Source organism: Thermotoga sp. Cell2, from assembly GCF_000789375.1.
Taxonomy (GTDB): domain Bacteria; phylum Thermotogota; class Thermotogae; order Thermotogales; family Thermotogaceae; genus Thermotoga; species Thermotoga petrophila.
The window spans coordinates 1,329,282-1,344,352 of record NZ_CP003409.1 but is presented as its reverse complement, the minus strand read 5'-3'; the positions used below and the strand labels follow the sequence as shown (position 1 = coordinate 1,344,352).

Sequence of the window (15,071 nt, the reverse complement as noted above, 5' to 3'; positions counted from 1 at the left end):
GAGAAAAGAGAGAGCCATATCCCACGAGAGTGGGGTATGGCTCTTTTTGTTTAAGGAGGTGCAAACGATGAAGGCTGTCGTCATAGGTGGCGGAGTGTTTGGTTCTCTGATAGCGCGAGAGTTAACGAAGTACGACCTAGAAGTGACCCTCATAGAGAGAAATCTGGGCGTGGGCTGGGGTGTGACAAAGGCGAATTCCGCTGTCGTTCACGCTGGTTACGACGATCCACCTGAAAGCGTTCGTGCACAGTTTTGCGCGTCAGGCAATGCAATGTACGAAGACCTCTCGAAAGAGCTGGATTTTGATTTCAAAAGAATTGGATCTTTCGTAGTGGCGTTCAACGATGAGGAATTGAAAGAACTCGAACGTCTCCTAAAACAGGGCGAAGAAAACGGCGTTCCAGGTTTGACCATCCTGGAAAGAGACGAAGTTCTTTCCATGGAGCCGAATCTGAACCCAGAGGTCAAATATGCCCTCTACGCTCCCACTGCTGGCATCACAGAACCATGGATGGTTGCCATAGCAGCCGTGGAAAACGCCGTCCAGAACGGATTGAAACTCGTTCTTGGAGAAAGCGTCGTTGGCTTTGAGAAAGTCAACGGTCGAGTGAAGAAAGTTCACACCAGCAAAGGTGAATACGAAGCGGATATCGTGATAAACTGCGCTGGGCTCCACGCAGACGAGATAGCAAAGTTGGCCGGTGCAGAGTACGTTCCCCTGCATCCGAGAAAAGGCGAATACATTCTCCTTGATAAGAAACTTCAGGGTCTGGTCAAAAGGGTCATATTCCCCACACCCACTAAGGTCTCGAAAGGGATACTCGTTCTTCCCACAGTCGATGGTGGAATCCTTCTGGGACCAACTGCCGAGGACCTTCCCGAAGAGATGAAGGACAGACCCATAACCACCAGAGAAGGTCTCGAAAAAGTTCGAGAATTCACAAAAAAACTCGTACCTTCCCTCGATTTCTCCCTCGTGGTGAAAACCTTCTCAGGGCTGAGACCGGAAAGTCCACAAAAAGACTTCTTCATAAAAGTGAGCGAGACGGTGAAGAACTTCGTGAACGTTATGGCAACAAGATCTCCTGGTCTCACAGCAGCGCCGGCGGTGGCAAAGTACGTTGTTGAAGAGTTGATCCAGGAAAAAATGAGAATTCCTCTTGAGAAGAAAAAAGACTTCAAACCAGAAAGAAAGAGAATCGTTCACTATTCGGAACTTCCTCTTGAAGAGTGGAGAAGGGAAATAGAAAGAGATCCACGTGCGGGAAGACTCGTTTGCTTCTGCAACGAAGTGACAGAGAAAGAAATAGTAGAAGCCATAAGAAGAGGAGCAAGGACACTCGACGGTGTGAAGTTCAGAACAAGAGCGATGTTCGGGAGATGTCAGGGGGGCTTCTGCATGGCTCGAATTCTCAAGATTCTGGAGAGAGAACTCGGTGTGGATATGTCGGAAATAAAGATGAAATCGGAGAACAGCTGGGTTGTTAACGGGAAGGTGAGAAAATGAGGGTCGATGTGATGGTGATAGGAGCCGGAGCTGCCGGAATGGCGGCGGCGTTGAAAGCAAAAGAAGAAGGGGCAGAAGTTCTCCTCGTCGAGAGAGACGAAAGAACCGGAGGAATATTGAACCAGTGTATACACAACGGTTTTGGTCTTCACTATTTCAGGCAGGAACTCACAGGACCGGAGTACGCTGAAAGATTCCAGGAAAAGATGGAAAAGATTGGAATAAGAGCGCTGACGAACGCTTATGTGAAACGTGTTGAGGACAGAAGGGTGATCCTCGTCACTGAACAAGGCATAGAGGAAGTAGAAGTGGGAGCGCTCGTCTACGCGACAGGTGCCAGGGAAAGACCTTTTGGTAGTCTCATGATCCCGGGAGACAGGCCCTCCGGTATCTTCACAGCCGGTGTTGCCCAGAGACTCATCAACATAGAAAACAGACTCCCCGGAAAACGTGCCCTCATACTGGGCTCCGGAGATATAGGTCTCATCATGGCAAGAAGGCTCACCCTCGAGGGAATGGAAGTCGTCGGTGTTGTGGAGCGTCTGCCGTACGCGGGAGGCCTCCTCAGGAACGTGATACAGTGTCTTGAGGACTACAACATACCTCTGTTCCTCTCCAGCACAGTCGTTGAGGTGAGAGGAAGAGAAAGATTGGAAGAAGTCGTGGTCGCAAAACTGGATGAACAGTTCAGACCCATTCCGGGAACGGAGAGAGTGTTCAAAGTGGACACGCTGGTTTTGTCCGTTGGACTCATTCCTCAGGTGGAATTGATAGAAAACCTGGTGGTGAAAAATCCGACCTCCAGAGGTGTGGGAGTTTCAAATATAGGCCAGACCTCTAGAGACTGGATCTTTTCCGCTGGAAACTGTACAGTGATCTTCGATCTGGTGGATTACGTGAGCTACGAGGGTGAGACGGCGGGACGGTACGCCGCAAAGTTCGTGAAAGGCGAGATCCCGCAAGAAAAGATTCCCGTGAAACCCGGAAAAAACGTGATGGTGGTTCATCCGATCTGGTACACCCCTGAAGAACCTCTCACTCTCTACCTGAGAGTGAAGAAACCCATGGAGAAGGGAAGACTTGTAGTTGGAAGGTTCGCAAGGGAATTCGAGGATCTCGTGCCAAGTGAGATGCTGAGGGTGAAAATTTCCGACAGGGATCTTGAAGGGCTCGATGAAATCGTGGTGTCCGTCGAGGAGGTGAATTGAAATGTTCAAAAATGTCGTTTGCGTTCAGTGCCCGATCGGGTGTAAAATTAAGGTGGAGCTAACTGAAGACGGGCACATAAAATCCATCACAGGAAACAGGTGCCCACGAGGTGTTGAATACGCAAAGGATGAGATAAAAGATCCAAAAAGAGTCGTTCCAACGAGCATCAGAGTATTGAACGGAGAGCTTCCACTTGCATCCGTCAAGACGGACAAACCGATTCCGAAGAGATTCATACCGGAACTCATGAAGATAGTCAGAGAAATCAAAGTGGAAGCTCCCGTGAAAGCCGGTGATGTTGTTCTAAGAGATCTTTTTGGAACAGGAGCGAATCTTGTTGTAACAAGAACGGTGAGGAGGTTAGAAGATGGATCCAAAGAAATTCAAAAAGATAGCGCTGGTGGGAGCAACGGTTAATCCAAGAAAGTACGGAAATGTGATACTTAAAGATCTGGTCTCCAAGGGATTCGAGGTTTTACCGGTGAATCCCAAGTACGACGAGATAGAAGGTTTCAGAGTTTACAAAAGCGTGGAGGAACTTCCTGAAGATATCGACGTGATAGTCTTCGTTGTACCACCCGAAGTTGCACTTGAAGAAACAAAGAAGGCGTACAACGCGGGTTTCAGAAGATTCTGGTATCAACCGGGAGCGTTCTCAGAAGAGATCAAAAGATTCCTCGACTCTTTGAAAGACGTAGAATATTCCGCTGAAAAGTGTATCATGGTAGAAACTTCATCTTCCAGAGGGTTCTTGAACTTGTAGAGATCGCTGAAACGTGTTTGAGGATTTCACGAGCTTCTCCTTCCGTTTCAACGAGCCCGGCGGCGATCACTGTCCTGCCGGGTATTTTTCTAGCTACCTTCGGAGCAACCGCTCCTGGAAGGACTTCCACCACATCTACCCCGAGCGTTTCTATCTGTTCGATACCTCTTTCGACCGCTTTCGAGTCGAGAGCGAAGAATCTGAGGACAGTGGGAATCCCGTTCTTCTTTGCAACGACGTAATTTCTTGGCTTTATCGTGATGATACCATCGGCACCGGCCTTTTTCACAAAAAGAACCGCTTCTTCTCCCTCTCCTAGTCCGTTCACAAAATCCATATCAACAAAAACGGTTTTTCCCCTGTCTTTGAGAATCTTCAGATGAAACTTCAGATTCAAAATGTCGCTCTTCAAAAGAAAAACCACATCGGGTTCTATTTCTCCCATGGAATCCATGTCCCACAGCGCAGCTATTATCCCCTTGAACATTCGAGTGCTCTCCTCCATTTTTCATAGAGTTCCACGATTTCCTCAACGGTGAGCTGTTCCGCTCTTCTTGACAGATCCACTCCCTCGAAGATAGAAAGAAACGGTTTCAGATTATTTTTGAGCGTTTTTCTTTTTTTTGCGAATATCATCGAGACGAATTTTTTGAATTTTTCGAAATCCAGATCCACAGGTTTTCTCTTCAAATCTACAACTGTGGAATCAACCTCAGGGTTCGGAACAAAACAGGATCTTGAAACATCGAAGAGCTTTTTCACCTCGTAAAACGTCTGAACCACAACCGAAAGGTATCCGTACGTTTTCTTTCCGGGTTTTGCCAGGATCCTTTCACCAACTTCCTTCTGAACCATGACGATGGCTCTTTTGAATTTCCATTCTATGATCTTTTCCATGAGGAGACCTGTTATGCTGTAGGGGATGTTGGACACACAAATTGCACCTTCAGGAACGTCTTTCGCTTTCAGGAAATCTTCGAACCTCAATTCCACATTGGGATACTTCGAAAGCCTTTCTCGAAGAATCGGAGCAAGGCTCTCATCGATTTCGTAGGCGATGACCCTCGCACCGGTCTTAGCGAGTTCTTCCGTGAGAGTTCCTGCTCCGGCTCCTATCTCCACCACCACATCCTCTGGAGTCAGATCAGCCGCTTTCACGATGCGCTTCGCTATTCTATCGTCTGAAAGAAAGACCTGCCCCAGGTGTTTTTTCAATCTTACACCGTACTTTTTCAGATAATCAGACGTCTTCAAATCACGTCCCTCGCCATCACCCTGAAGTTTATCTCCGGAAAGATTGCATCCGTCCACTCGTAGTATCTTAGCATCTCTTCGTCTATTCTTCCAGAAACGAGTTGATCGTAGAGGTTTAGAAATCTTTTTATGTGAAGCTTCGTTCTGTTTTCCGCGTATTGAACACTCGTTCTTGTGGTCATAATGAAAGCCCAGTCGCTCGATTGTGCGAGAAATAGCTCTCTCAGCATCTGATTCAAAACCCTTTCCACGAGTGGATCGGAACTGTTGTAGCACTTTTTCGAAAGATCTATCATTCTTTCGATCATCTCGTGGAGATGCCTGTAGATCCAGTCGTTCGTTCCGTTGAGCCACGTTTCGTAGTATCCTCCGGCCCCCCAGCTCGAGTCGGCGGGTGTGGCGATCTGAACCTCTTCGAGAGTGTCTATAACTTCGGATGCGGTGACAAGCTTCAGGTCTTTTGATTCATTCACCAGTTCAAAGAACCTCTTCAAGAAGAACACACCCTCGAACCACCAGTGACCGAAGAGCTCAGCGTCGAATGGAGCAACGATGACTGGTTCGACACCCATTATATCCATCAATCTTCTTGCCTGATTTTCCTTTTTGTGAAGGAAGTCCCTCGCGTGTTCTTCCACCGCTTCCATGGCCAGATCTATATCGTAATATTCTTTCTGCGAAGCGTCCAAGCTTTTCGAAGTTATTCTGTGGTATTTTATTCCGGTGTTTATTCTGACTCCAGATGGGTCTATGTAATCTTTTATGTACTCCATTTCTCTGTCGAAACCTATATCTCTGTAGAATTCCCTGTACCTTGGATCACCAGGATACCCAACGGCTGCACTCCAGACCTGTTCGCTTGACTCTGGATCTCGTGCGAAGGCGAAAACACCACTTGGCGTCATGATGGGTCTGTAGACACCGTATCTGGGTTGCTCATCGGCGAACCAGAAGGCATGAGAATCCACAAAGAAATATTCAACATTGTTCTGGGCAAGGTACAGATCCAGTCCCTGATAGTATCCACATTCTGCAAGCCAAATACCCCTTGGGTGTTTCTTCATGTGCTTTTCGTAGTTCTTCACACCAACTGTGATCTGAGCATTCACCACTTCAGGGTACATCTGATAGAGCGGCAAAAACGCGTGTGTGGCGTTGCAGGTTACTATCTCCAGCTTCCCGGTCTCCTGGTGTTTTCTGAATCCCTCCAGAATGTTTCCATTGTAAGAGCGAAACACGTTCAGAATTTTTTCGAAGTGTTCGCGGTAGAATTTAGCCATCTTATGCTTCAGCGGGTGTTCCTTTTTTGTTCTCTCCACTTCCTTGTCTGCGAGTTCGATCAGCTTTTCCATGTGTCTTTCGTACTTCTCCTGAAGGTCTCTGGAGGAGAACATCTCCATCAGCGGAGGAGTGATCGACATGGTCAACCTGAAATCCTCCATTTCATCGAACATCATTAAAAGCGGTATGTAAGTCTCTGTTATGGCCTCAAAAAGCCATCTTTCTTCCAAAAAATGATCGTATTCAGGATGGTGAACGTATGGAAGGTGTGCGTGCAGAAATATCAGTATTTTTCCTCTCATGAGATTACCTCCCGCTCCTGAAAATTTCCCACATTATTCCTTGGGCCATCATACCCTGTCCAGAAGGAAATCCGGGTGAGGTAACACCTCTTATCTTTTCCACAGGCTTTATAAGGCTTCCCTCGGACAGCACCACCGTTCGCTTTTTGTTTTTCAAGTCGTACCATCTTTCCCTGGAAGAAGTCGAAGGAGAAGCGGCGGGGGTTCTAATGACGTTGGACCTCAACACCGAAACGAACTTTCCTTCATCGTCAAAATAGCCCATTTCCGAAAGATAATCTGCCCTCGGCATAGGAACGTTGAAATAGAAGTTCCCCGCGTCGAGTGTGAGTTCATCGAGTCTGTGTTCAAACGTTCTGTGCGCGTTGGTTCCATTGAACATGATGAAAGTCACATCGTAGAGTCTGATCACTGCCTTTCCTTCTCTGGCTTTTTGTTTCATCAGCTCTCTTGTTCTTTGATCGAAGTCCCAGTAAGCGAAAACCACATAGGGATTAACCGGCATGAGAACAAGCTTATTTTTATCGTAAGTCTTGGGAAGATTTAGATCTTTCTCTTCTCTCCTTTGAACGGTCGCTGAAACACCCGAGGAAGAATCTGTCGTCGAAAAAGCGGATTCCATATGCTCTTTGATGAGTTTTATAACCTCTTTCTTCTTCATGGCCTTTTTCACTCTCAAACCCAAGCTTTTGGCGAATCTTTTGAGCTCCTGAATACTTGGATTTGAGTCAAGCCACTTCAGTATCTCTTCTCCTTTCATGATTTCGCCCCCCAGTTAATTTTCATTTTAAAAAATTATAACACAGATGGATTGTGTTGTAAACATGAGATTTTCAGAGATTCAAAGAGATATTTGCGAATAATTATTGGTAATCACTGCTCATAAAAGAAAACGACCAATTACAACTATCAAATTATGAATGAAAAAGTTTGAGGTAGAATACTATAGAGGTGGGGTTATGGAAGTTTTGAGTTTTTTGAAAGAATTGAACACAGAGGGATCCCAGGAAGTTCTGGAAAAGTTGTTAAAATTTCTCAAAGAGAACTCTGAAAGGCTTAACTCCAGGGAAGTATCGAAAGAGATAGGTATTTTCTGTGAAGAGAAACCCATGGCCGTTCTCGAGAAACTGGCTTTTTTTCTGGAAAATCATTCCCTGAAAGAACTGGAGAAATTCGAAAGGGCTGTGGAGAAATCTTTCATTCGAACTATAGAGTACGCGTCAAATTTTTTCAAAAATAAAAAAATTCTCACGCTGAGCAACAGCAAAACACTGCTGGAGGTGTTTCGTAAAGCTAGGCCTCCTATGGTTTTTGTCCTCGAGTCACACCCAGGTGGAGAGGGGAAAATGCTGGTAGAATCTTTGAGGAAGATACACCTTCGCGCTGAACCTGTGGAAGATCTGCTGGCCTACAGGATTCTCAGAATGGTTGACGTCTGTTTGACGGGAGCCGACTACGTGGACGAATCGGGAAATGTTTTAAACAAAGTGGGAACCACCACCCTGGCCATTCTGAGCAGAGAGTTGAGGAAACCGTTCTTCGTTGTGGCGGATCCCTTCAAATTCGGTTCGAAGAAGCTGAAAGATACAAATCTTTTTGAAGTGGTACCGTCTGAGTTGATAACGGCGATAATAACCGACCCTGAGGGAGGGACATTATGCTGAGAACTCACACGTGTGGAGAGCTGAAAGCAACAGACGAGGGAAAAAAAGTGAAGCTGTGCGGATGGGTGGACAGGATCAGAGATCTCGGTGGTGTGAGATTCATCGACCTGAGAGACAGATACGGTGAGACTCAAATCGTGTGCGATGTGAACAGTGAAGCTTACAGCGTTGTAGACGAACTCACAAGAGAATCCGTCGTTCTGGTTGAGGGAACCGTGAGAAAAAGGCCAGAAGGGACGGAAAATCCGAACATCGAAACAGGAGAAATAGAAGTCGTCGCCGAAAGAATAGAAATACTGTCTCTTGCCGATCCGCTTCCTTTTTATCCTGGTGAAGCACCAAAGGAGGAAATGAGACTCAAGTACAGATACATAGATCTTCGTTCCGAGAGAATGAAGAGAAATATCATTTTGAGATACAAAATATCGAAAATCATCAGAGATTACTTCGATGAACTCGGTTTCCTTGAAATAGAAACTCCCTTTCTCACAAGAAGCACTCCGGAGGGGGCGAGGGATTTCCTCGTACCTTCGAGACTCAGACCCGGAAAGTTCTACGCGCTGCCTCAATCTCCTCAGCTCTTCAAGCAGATTCTGATGATCTCCGGCTTCGATAGATACTTCCAGATAGTCAGGTGTTTCAGGGACGAAGACCTCAGAGCAGATAGACAGCCGGAGTTCACCCAAGTTGACGTAGAGATGTCCTTTGTTGATGTGGAAGATGTAATGAATGTGAGCGAAGGAATGGTTTCAAGAGTGTTCAGAGAATCTTCAGGCATCGATCTCAAGGTTCCCTTCGACAGAATCCCGTACGACGAGGCGATGGAAAAGTATGGAACGGACAAGCCAGACAGAAGATACGGAATGGAACTTCGAGATTTTGGATACGCTTTTGAGACCACGGAGTTCAAGGTGATAAGGAACGTCCTCGATGAAGGAGGAAGCGTGAAAGGATTCATCGTTCCCGGATTCGCTTCGGAGATGAGCAGAAAGAAAGGCGAAGAACTCATGGAAAGAATGAAAGAACTCGGTCTCGGCGGACTCATCTGGTTCAAATTGGACGGTGGAATCACGTCACCACACCTGAAACACCTCGAAAAAGAATTCAGAAAGATCGCAGAGACGGAAAATATGAACGAAGGAGACGTCTGTCTCATAGCAGCCCACACTGATAGAAACCTCCTCAACGAAGCCCTTGGAACGCTGAGGCTGGAAATCGGAAAAGAGCATTTCTCACACCTTGCAAAAGGATTCGACGTACTCTGGGTAGTTGATTTTCCATACTTCGAGTGGAGCGAGGAAGAAGAAAGATTTGTGGCGCGTCACCACCCCTTCACAATGCCCGTTTTGGAAACCTTAGGTGATGATTACACAAAGGTCCGGGCGAAAGCCTACGATCTCGTCATCAACGGTTACGAAGTCGGTGGAGGAAGCATCAGGATTCACAGAAGAGATATTCAGGAGAAAATCTTCGAACTTCTTGGGTTGAGTGAAGAGGAAGCACAGAAAAAATTCGGCTTCTTCCTCGAAGCGTTCAGGTACGGTGTTCCGCCGCACGGAGGAATAGCTTTCGGACTGGATCGACTGGTGAGCATCATAGCCGGTGAGAGTTCTATAAGAGAAGTGATAGCGTTTCCAAAAACAGGAAACGGTGTGTGCCTCTTGACGGGAGCTCCTGCTGAAGTTGATGAAAGGCAACTCAGAGAACTCAGAATTAGAATAGAGGAGGGATAACATGAACAACCTCAAACTCGATATCGTTGAACAGGATGACAAAGCCATCGTGAGAGTGCAGGGGGACATAGACGCTTACAATTCTTCGGAGCTGAAGGAACAGCTTAGAAACTTCATCTCGACCACCAGCAAGAAGAAGATCGTCCTCGATCTTTCGTCTGTCTCCTACATGGACAGCGCGGGTCTTGGAACACTCGTTGTGATTTTGAAGGACGCGAAAATCAACGGAAAGGAGTTCATCCTCAGCTCACTGAAAGAAAGCATATCGAGAATACTAAAACTCACCCATCTCGATAAGATCTTCAAAATCACCGATACAGTGGAGGAGGCGTGAAATGGGGTTCCAGATAGCAATAGACGGCCCCGCAGCGTCTGGAAAGTCCACAATAGCGAAGCTTCTTGCTGAGAAGCTTGGTTTTGATCACCTGAACACGGGAGCAACGTACCGTGCCGTTGCAGTTTATCTGCACGAAAAAGGGCTCAGTCCCTCTTCCGCTGAAGAGGAGATCGAGAACGCGCTGAAAAATCTGAAGATAGACTATGTGAACGGAAGAGTTTACATCAACGGGAAGGATTACACAGAAAAGATTCAAAGTCCAGAGGCGGGGGTTCTTGCTTCAAATTTTGCCAGGCTTGAAGTTGTGAGAAGGCACCTGGTAAGAATCCAGCGAGAGATATGTGACGACAAAAACATCGTGGTCGAGGGAAGGGATATAGGAACGGTTGTGCTTCCAAACGCTCACCTGAAGATATTTCTCACAGCGTCTCTGGAAGCGCGCGTAGAGAGAAAGTTGAAAGAGTACCAGAAAAGAGGTCTAAAGGTCACAAAAGAAGAAGTTGAAAGAGAGCTCATCTCGAGGGATGAGCAGGATTCCAAACGGAACGTAGCCCCATTGAAACCAGCGGAAGATGCTGTGATCATAGACACAACCAGTATGAGTGTGGAAGAAGTGCTCGACAGGATCCTAAAACTGGTCAGGGAGAGGATGAACACTTGAAAATAGTAGTGGCAAAGAATATCGGTTTTTGTTTTGGAGTGGAAAGAGCGATAAGAACCGTGGAAGAGTTACTCAATGAAGGAAAGAAAGTGGTAACAGATGGTGAGATAGTCCACAACAAACAGGTGATGGAGCAGTTGACAAAGAAAGGATTGAAAGTGTCTTCGGAGATGACAGATGGAGAGGTGTTCGTTGTAAGGGCTCACGGTATCCCGAAAGATAGACTCGAAGAACTGAAAAAGATCTTTCCAGAGGTCGTCGATCTCACCTGTCCCATAGTTTCTCAACTGTTCAAGACCGCTCAAAGATATGCCAAAGAGAGGAAAGTCATCGTTTTTGGAAAAGAAGACCACCCGGAAATGGTGGCACTGAGAGGATACGCTCCTGCCATCGTCACGAAAGTTCCATTCAAGCTCGAAGAAAAAAAGGTGGTCTTTCTCTCTCAGACCACTTCTTCACTCGAAGAATATAAAGAGTTCGTTGCAGCGATGATCAGAATGAACGAATTCGAAGAAGCCGTTTTCCTCAACACCATATGTCCTGTTACTGTGAACCGAGAAAGAGAAGTGGAGGAGCTTTCGAAGATCTGTGATCTTTCCATAGTGGTCGGAGGAAAGCACAGTTCCAACACCGGGAAACTCTTCAGAATCGCTTCAAAACACTCAAAGACGATCTGGATAGAATCACCTGACGAATTACCAGCGGACGTAGTAAAATATGGTACGGTGTGTGTGTTCAGCGGTACTTCTACACCCAATTCTCTGATAGAAAACGTTGTCAGAAAACTGAAAGAGATGGAGGGGAAGAGAGATGGAACCATTTGAATTCAACGATGAAATCCTCAGCCAATACGAGCCTGAGGAGTTCAGAAGGGGACAGATTGTAAAAGGTGTGGTTATCGGCAAGGAAGACGATGGAGTGGTGGTGGATTTCGGGGGAAAAAGCGAGGGATTCGTACCGGTGAACGAACTGATCAAATCCTTAGATGAGTACAAGGTGGGCGAAAATCTCACCCTTCAAATACTGAATCTGAACTACGAAGAGAGATCTATTCTCTCGGAGAGGAGACCAGTTCTTCGAAAAACGCTTGAAGAGTTGAGAAAAGATTACGAAGAAAAGAAACCTGTGAAAGCCCGCGTCGTCTCGCAGACAAAAGGAGGATACAACGTTCTATTGAAAGGAGTAGTCTCTGCCTTTCTTCCAGGATCACACTCCCTCCTCAGAAGGAACGATCCTATACCTGAAAAAGAAATAGAAGTCATCATTCTGGAAATGGTACAGACGAAACGGGGACCAAGAATCGTTGTTTCGCGAAGAGCTCTCCAGGATAAGAAGATCGAGGAGTTCTTCTCAGAGAAGAAAGTGGGAGACATCGTAGAAGGTACCGTGAAAGGGATCAGTAACGCAGGTGTCGAAGTTGAAATTTCAGAGGGAGTGAGGGGGTTCATTCCCAGGAGCGAACTCAGCTACGACACCAGAATATCTCCTGAAGACATAGTGAAACCTGGCCAGAACATAACAGCGAAGATTATCGAACTGGACAAGGAGAAAAAGAACGTCATCCTCAGTTTGAAGAGGCTCATGCCCGATCCGTGGGAAAAAGTGGAAGAGAAGTACCCGGTTGGAAAAGTGGTGAATGGAGAAGTGATTTCGATTCATCCGTTCGGATTTTTTGTGAGACTGGAGCCCGGCGTGGAAGGACTTGTGCCAAGGTCTGAAGTCTTCTGGGGGAACACAAGAAAAAGTCTTGAAGAAGTGGTGAGTGCAGGAGATCTGGTGAAGGTTGAAGTTATCAATGTAGACAAAGAAAACAGAAAACTCACTTTGAGCTACAAAAAGGCAAAGGGAGATCCGTGGGAAAACATCGAAGACAGGTACAATGTCAACAACGTGGTGACGGGAAAGGTGACAGGAATCATAAAACAGGGAGCTTTTGTCGAGTTAGAAGAAGGAGTCGAAGGATTCGTTCCAGTCTCTGAAATTTCATGGAAAAGAATTGATGAACCTGGAGAAATTCTAAAGATCGGTGAAAAGGTGAAAGTGAAGATCTTGAAGATAGACAAAGAGAACAGAAAGATCACTCTCAGCATAAAAAGAACCCAGGAAAATCCATGGGAACGTGCACTCAAAGAGTTGGAAACAGACTCCATTGTGAGTGGAACCATAAAGAAGATCGTGAACTCGGGAGTGGTAGTGGAAGTCGAAGAGTACGATTTGGAGGGGTTCGTGCCGAACAACCATCTTCTCAGCGAGCCTGAAACGGGAAAGGTTTTAAACCTCGTTGTTCTCAGAATAGACCCCGACGAGGTGTTAGGCGGAAGAATGATACTGAGCGAAAAGCGGTATGAAGAGAGAAAGAACATAGAGGAGTACAAAAAAATGGTGGAGAAGGAGAGTTCTCAGAAATCCATTGGAGACCTTCTCAAAAAGAACGGAGAGTGAAATATGGCGACGGTTCTGATAGTTGGTAAGCCAAACGTTGGAAAGTCTACTCTGTTCAACAAACTGGTGAGGAAGAAAAAGGCTATTGTCGAAGACGAAGAAGGGGTCACCCGTGACCCCGTTCAAGATATTGTAGAGTGGTACGGGAAAACCTTTAAACTCGTGGACACCTGTGGAGTCTTCGACAATCCACAGGACATCATTTCCCAAAAGATGAAGGAAATTACCCTGAACATGATCAGAGAAGCTGATCTCGTTCTGTTTGTTGTCGATGGAAAAAGAGGAATCACAAAAGAAGATGAATCGCTTGCCGATTTTCTCAGGAAATCCAACGTTGATACCATCCTTGTAGCGAACAAAGCGGAAAATCTCAGAGAGTTCGAAAGAGAAGTGAAGCCGGAGCTTTACAGTTTGGGGTTTGGAGAACCAATACCCGTTTCCGCAGAGCACAACATAAATCTCGATACTCTCCTGGAGACGATCATCAAAAAACTCGAAGAAAAAGGGCTGGATTTAGAATCAAAGCCCGAAATCACCGACGCAATAAAAGTTGCCATCGTTGGTCGTCCAAATGTGGGAAAATCCACACTCTTCAACGCTATATTGAACAAAGAGCGAGCTCTGGTGTCACCAATACCTGGAACAACGAGGGATCCCGTTGACGAGGAAGTGTTTATAGATGGAAAAAAATACGTATTCGTTGACACAGCCGGCTTGAGAAGAAGATCCAGGGTCGAACCCAGGACTGTTGAAAAATACAGCAACTACAGGGTTGTGGACAGCATAGAAAAAGCGGACGTTGTTGTGATAGTTCTCGATGCGACTCAAGGTATCACAAGACAGGACCAGAGAATAGCCGGCCTTGTTGAGAGACGAGGAAGAGCCAGCGTCGTTGTTTTCAACAAATGGGACCTCGTGGAACACCGCGAAAAAAGACACGACGAATTCACCAAATTATTCAGAGAGAAGCTCTATTTCATCGATTACAGTCCGCTTATTTTTACCTCCGCTGACAAAGGCTGGAACGTAGACAGAGTGATAGACGCTATCAATTTAGCGTACGCTTCCTACACAACGAAAGTACCGTCCAGTGCCATTAATTCGGCTCTTCAGAAGGTGCTCGCATTCACGAATCTCCCCCGTGGTCTCAAGATCTTTTTCGGTCTTCAGGTGGACATAAAACCACCAACTTTCCTTTTCTTTGTGAACAGTATAGAGAAGATAAAAAACCCACAAAAGGTTTTTCTCAGAAAACTGATCAGGGACTACGTCTTTCCGTTCGAGGGATCTCCTATATTCTTGAAGTTCAAGAGGAGCAGGTGATATCGTGTACTGGTGGTTTTTCCCGGTTCTCGGTTACTTCATAGGCTCGATCCCCTTCAGTTACTTGATCCCGAAGTGGCTGAAGGGTATCGATGTAAGAAAAGTGGGGAGTGGCAACGTCGGAGCGACGAATGCTATAAGAACCACAGGTCCTCTTGTTGGAGGGATTTGCCTTCTTCTGGATGCTTTGAAGGGATTTTTCCCTGTGTTCATTGCCGCTACTTTCTCAGGAGATCCGAAGATTGTATCACTCACGGCGATCGCGACTGTCCTCGGACACGACTTTTCGATCTTCATGAAGTTCAAAGGCGGAAAAGGAGTCGCTTCCACTCTTGGAATCATTTTCTGTCTTTCGTGGCCTACAGGACTTGTGTTCACACTGATCTGGCTTGTCATCGTAATACTCACCAAATACGCTTCGCTTGGATCTCTTGTAGCTCTTTACGTTTCTGCTCTTCTGGGATATCTGCTCAAGGGCTACGATACGGGAATGTTGATTCTCATTCTCGCGGTTCTTTCCACTCTCAGACACTCCGAAAACATCCAGCGTCTCCTGAACGGTACGGAAAGGAAGGTAAACCTTTTCAAGAGGTGA

At 46.2% G+C, this 15,071-nt stretch carries 16 protein-coding genes; 12 read left to right on the top strand and 4 right to left on the bottom strand.

Translation table 11 applies throughout. From position 1 onward, the window contains the following. Nucleotides 1-67: 67 nt before the first annotated feature. From CELL2_RS06965 to CELL2_RS06950, 4 genes are read left to right on the top strand one after another with little or no spacing between them, the layout of a single operon-like run. Nucleotides 68-1,507 carry an NAD(P)/FAD-dependent oxidoreductase gene (locus tag CELL2_RS06965; protein WP_038034506.1) on the top strand — a complete coding sequence of 480 codons (1,440 nt, stop codon included), beginning with the start codon at nucleotides 68-70 and terminating at the stop codon, nucleotides 1,505-1,507. After that, entirely contained in the window at nucleotides 1,504-2,715 is a 1,212-nt protein-coding gene (locus CELL2_RS06960) for an NAD(P)/FAD-dependent oxidoreductase (protein WP_029683701.1), read from the top strand. The genes CELL2_RS06965 and CELL2_RS06960 overlap by 4 nt, the downstream gene beginning before the upstream one ends. Nucleotide 2,716: 1 nt before the next feature. Beyond that, entirely contained in the window at nucleotides 2,717-3,133 is a 417-nt protein-coding gene (locus CELL2_RS06955) for a DUF1667 domain-containing protein (protein ID WP_038034508.1), read from the top strand. Then, a complete protein-coding gene (locus CELL2_RS06950; RefSeq protein WP_038034509.1) occupies nucleotides 3,084-3,479 on the top strand; it encodes a CoA-binding protein in 396 nt (131 codons plus the stop codon). Before CELL2_RS06955 ends, CELL2_RS06950 begins: the two co-directional genes overlap by 50 nt. Here CELL2_RS06950 and CELL2_RS06945 read toward each other — a convergent pair. Genes CELL2_RS06945 through CELL2_RS06930 form a run of 4 tightly spaced genes read right to left on the bottom strand, consistent with a single transcriptional unit; the run spans nucleotide 3,436 to nucleotide 7,076 of the window. Then, complete coding sequence (locus CELL2_RS06945; RefSeq protein ID WP_038034510.1) at nucleotides 3,436-3,966, bottom strand: glycerol-3-phosphate responsive antiterminator; 531 nt, start codon at nucleotides 3,964-3,966, stop codon at nucleotides 3,436-3,438. The two genes, CELL2_RS06950 and CELL2_RS06945, sit on opposite strands and share 44 nt — an antisense overlap. Beyond that, nucleotides 3,951-4,733: a 16S rRNA (adenine(1518)-N(6)/adenine(1519)-N(6))-dimethyltransferase RsmA gene (rsmA, locus tag CELL2_RS06940; RefSeq protein ID WP_012896462.1), complete on the bottom strand. Its 783-nt coding sequence runs from the start codon at nucleotides 4,731-4,733 to the stop codon at nucleotides 3,951-3,953. Before rsmA ends, CELL2_RS06945 begins: the two co-directional genes overlap by 16 nt. Beyond that, nucleotides 4,730-6,316 carry a glycoside hydrolase family 57 protein gene (locus tag CELL2_RS06935; RefSeq protein ID WP_038034511.1) on the bottom strand — a complete coding sequence of 529 codons (1,587 nt, stop codon included), beginning with the start codon at nucleotides 6,314-6,316 and terminating at the stop codon, nucleotides 4,730-4,732. The genes rsmA and CELL2_RS06935 overlap by 4 nt, the downstream gene beginning before the upstream one ends. A gap of 4 nt (nucleotides 6,317-6,320) precedes the next feature. Next, nucleotides 6,321-7,076: a DUF4912 domain-containing protein gene (locus CELL2_RS06930; protein ID WP_012896460.1), complete on the bottom strand. Its 756-nt coding sequence runs from the start codon at nucleotides 7,074-7,076 to the stop codon at nucleotides 6,321-6,323. A 199-nt stretch (nucleotides 7,077-7,275) separates the two neighbouring features. Between CELL2_RS06930 and CELL2_RS06925 the strand changes: the two genes are divergently transcribed. From CELL2_RS06925 to plsY, 8 genes are read left to right on the top strand one after another with little or no spacing between them, the layout of a single operon-like run. After that, complete coding sequence (locus CELL2_RS06925; RefSeq protein ID WP_038034515.1) at nucleotides 7,276-7,980, top strand: translation initiation factor eIF-2B; 705 nt, start codon at nucleotides 7,276-7,278, stop codon at nucleotides 7,978-7,980. Continuing rightward, complete coding sequence (aspS, locus tag CELL2_RS06920) at nucleotides 7,974-9,713, top strand: aspartate--tRNA ligase (protein ID WP_012896458.1); 1,740 nt, start codon at nucleotides 7,974-7,976, stop codon at nucleotides 9,711-9,713. Before CELL2_RS06925 ends, aspS begins: the two co-directional genes overlap by 7 nt. A gap of 1 nt (nucleotide 9,714) precedes the next feature. Then, nucleotides 9,715-10,047, top strand: a complete 333-nt coding sequence (locus CELL2_RS06915) for an STAS domain-containing protein (RefSeq protein ID WP_004081714.1) — start codon at nucleotides 9,715-9,717, stop codon at nucleotides 10,045-10,047. 1 nt (nucleotide 10,048) lies between these two features. Next, entirely contained in the window at nucleotides 10,049-10,711 is a 663-nt protein-coding gene (cmk, locus tag CELL2_RS06910) for a (d)CMP kinase (protein WP_038034517.1), read from the top strand. After that, the gene (ispH, locus tag CELL2_RS06905) at nucleotides 10,708-11,535 is read left to right on the top strand and encodes a 4-hydroxy-3-methylbut-2-enyl diphosphate reductase (RefSeq protein ID WP_038034519.1); all 828 of its coding nucleotides are present in this window, start codon (nucleotides 10,708-10,710) and stop codon (nucleotides 11,533-11,535) included. Before cmk ends, ispH begins: the two co-directional genes overlap by 4 nt. After that, nucleotides 11,522-13,153: a 30S ribosomal protein S1 gene (locus tag CELL2_RS06900; RefSeq protein ID WP_012311080.1), complete on the top strand. Its 1,632-nt coding sequence runs from the start codon at nucleotides 11,522-11,524 to the stop codon at nucleotides 13,151-13,153. The genes ispH and CELL2_RS06900 overlap by 14 nt, the downstream gene beginning before the upstream one ends. Nucleotides 13,154-13,156: 3 nt before the next feature. Then, nucleotides 13,157-14,476: a ribosome biogenesis GTPase Der gene (der, locus tag CELL2_RS06895; RefSeq protein ID WP_012311081.1), complete on the top strand. Its 1,320-nt coding sequence runs from the start codon at nucleotides 13,157-13,159 to the stop codon at nucleotides 14,474-14,476. A 4-nt stretch (nucleotides 14,477-14,480) separates the two neighbouring features. Beyond that, entirely contained in the window at nucleotides 14,481-15,071 is a 591-nt protein-coding gene (gene plsY / locus CELL2_RS06890) for a glycerol-3-phosphate 1-O-acyltransferase PlsY (protein WP_012311082.1), read from the top strand.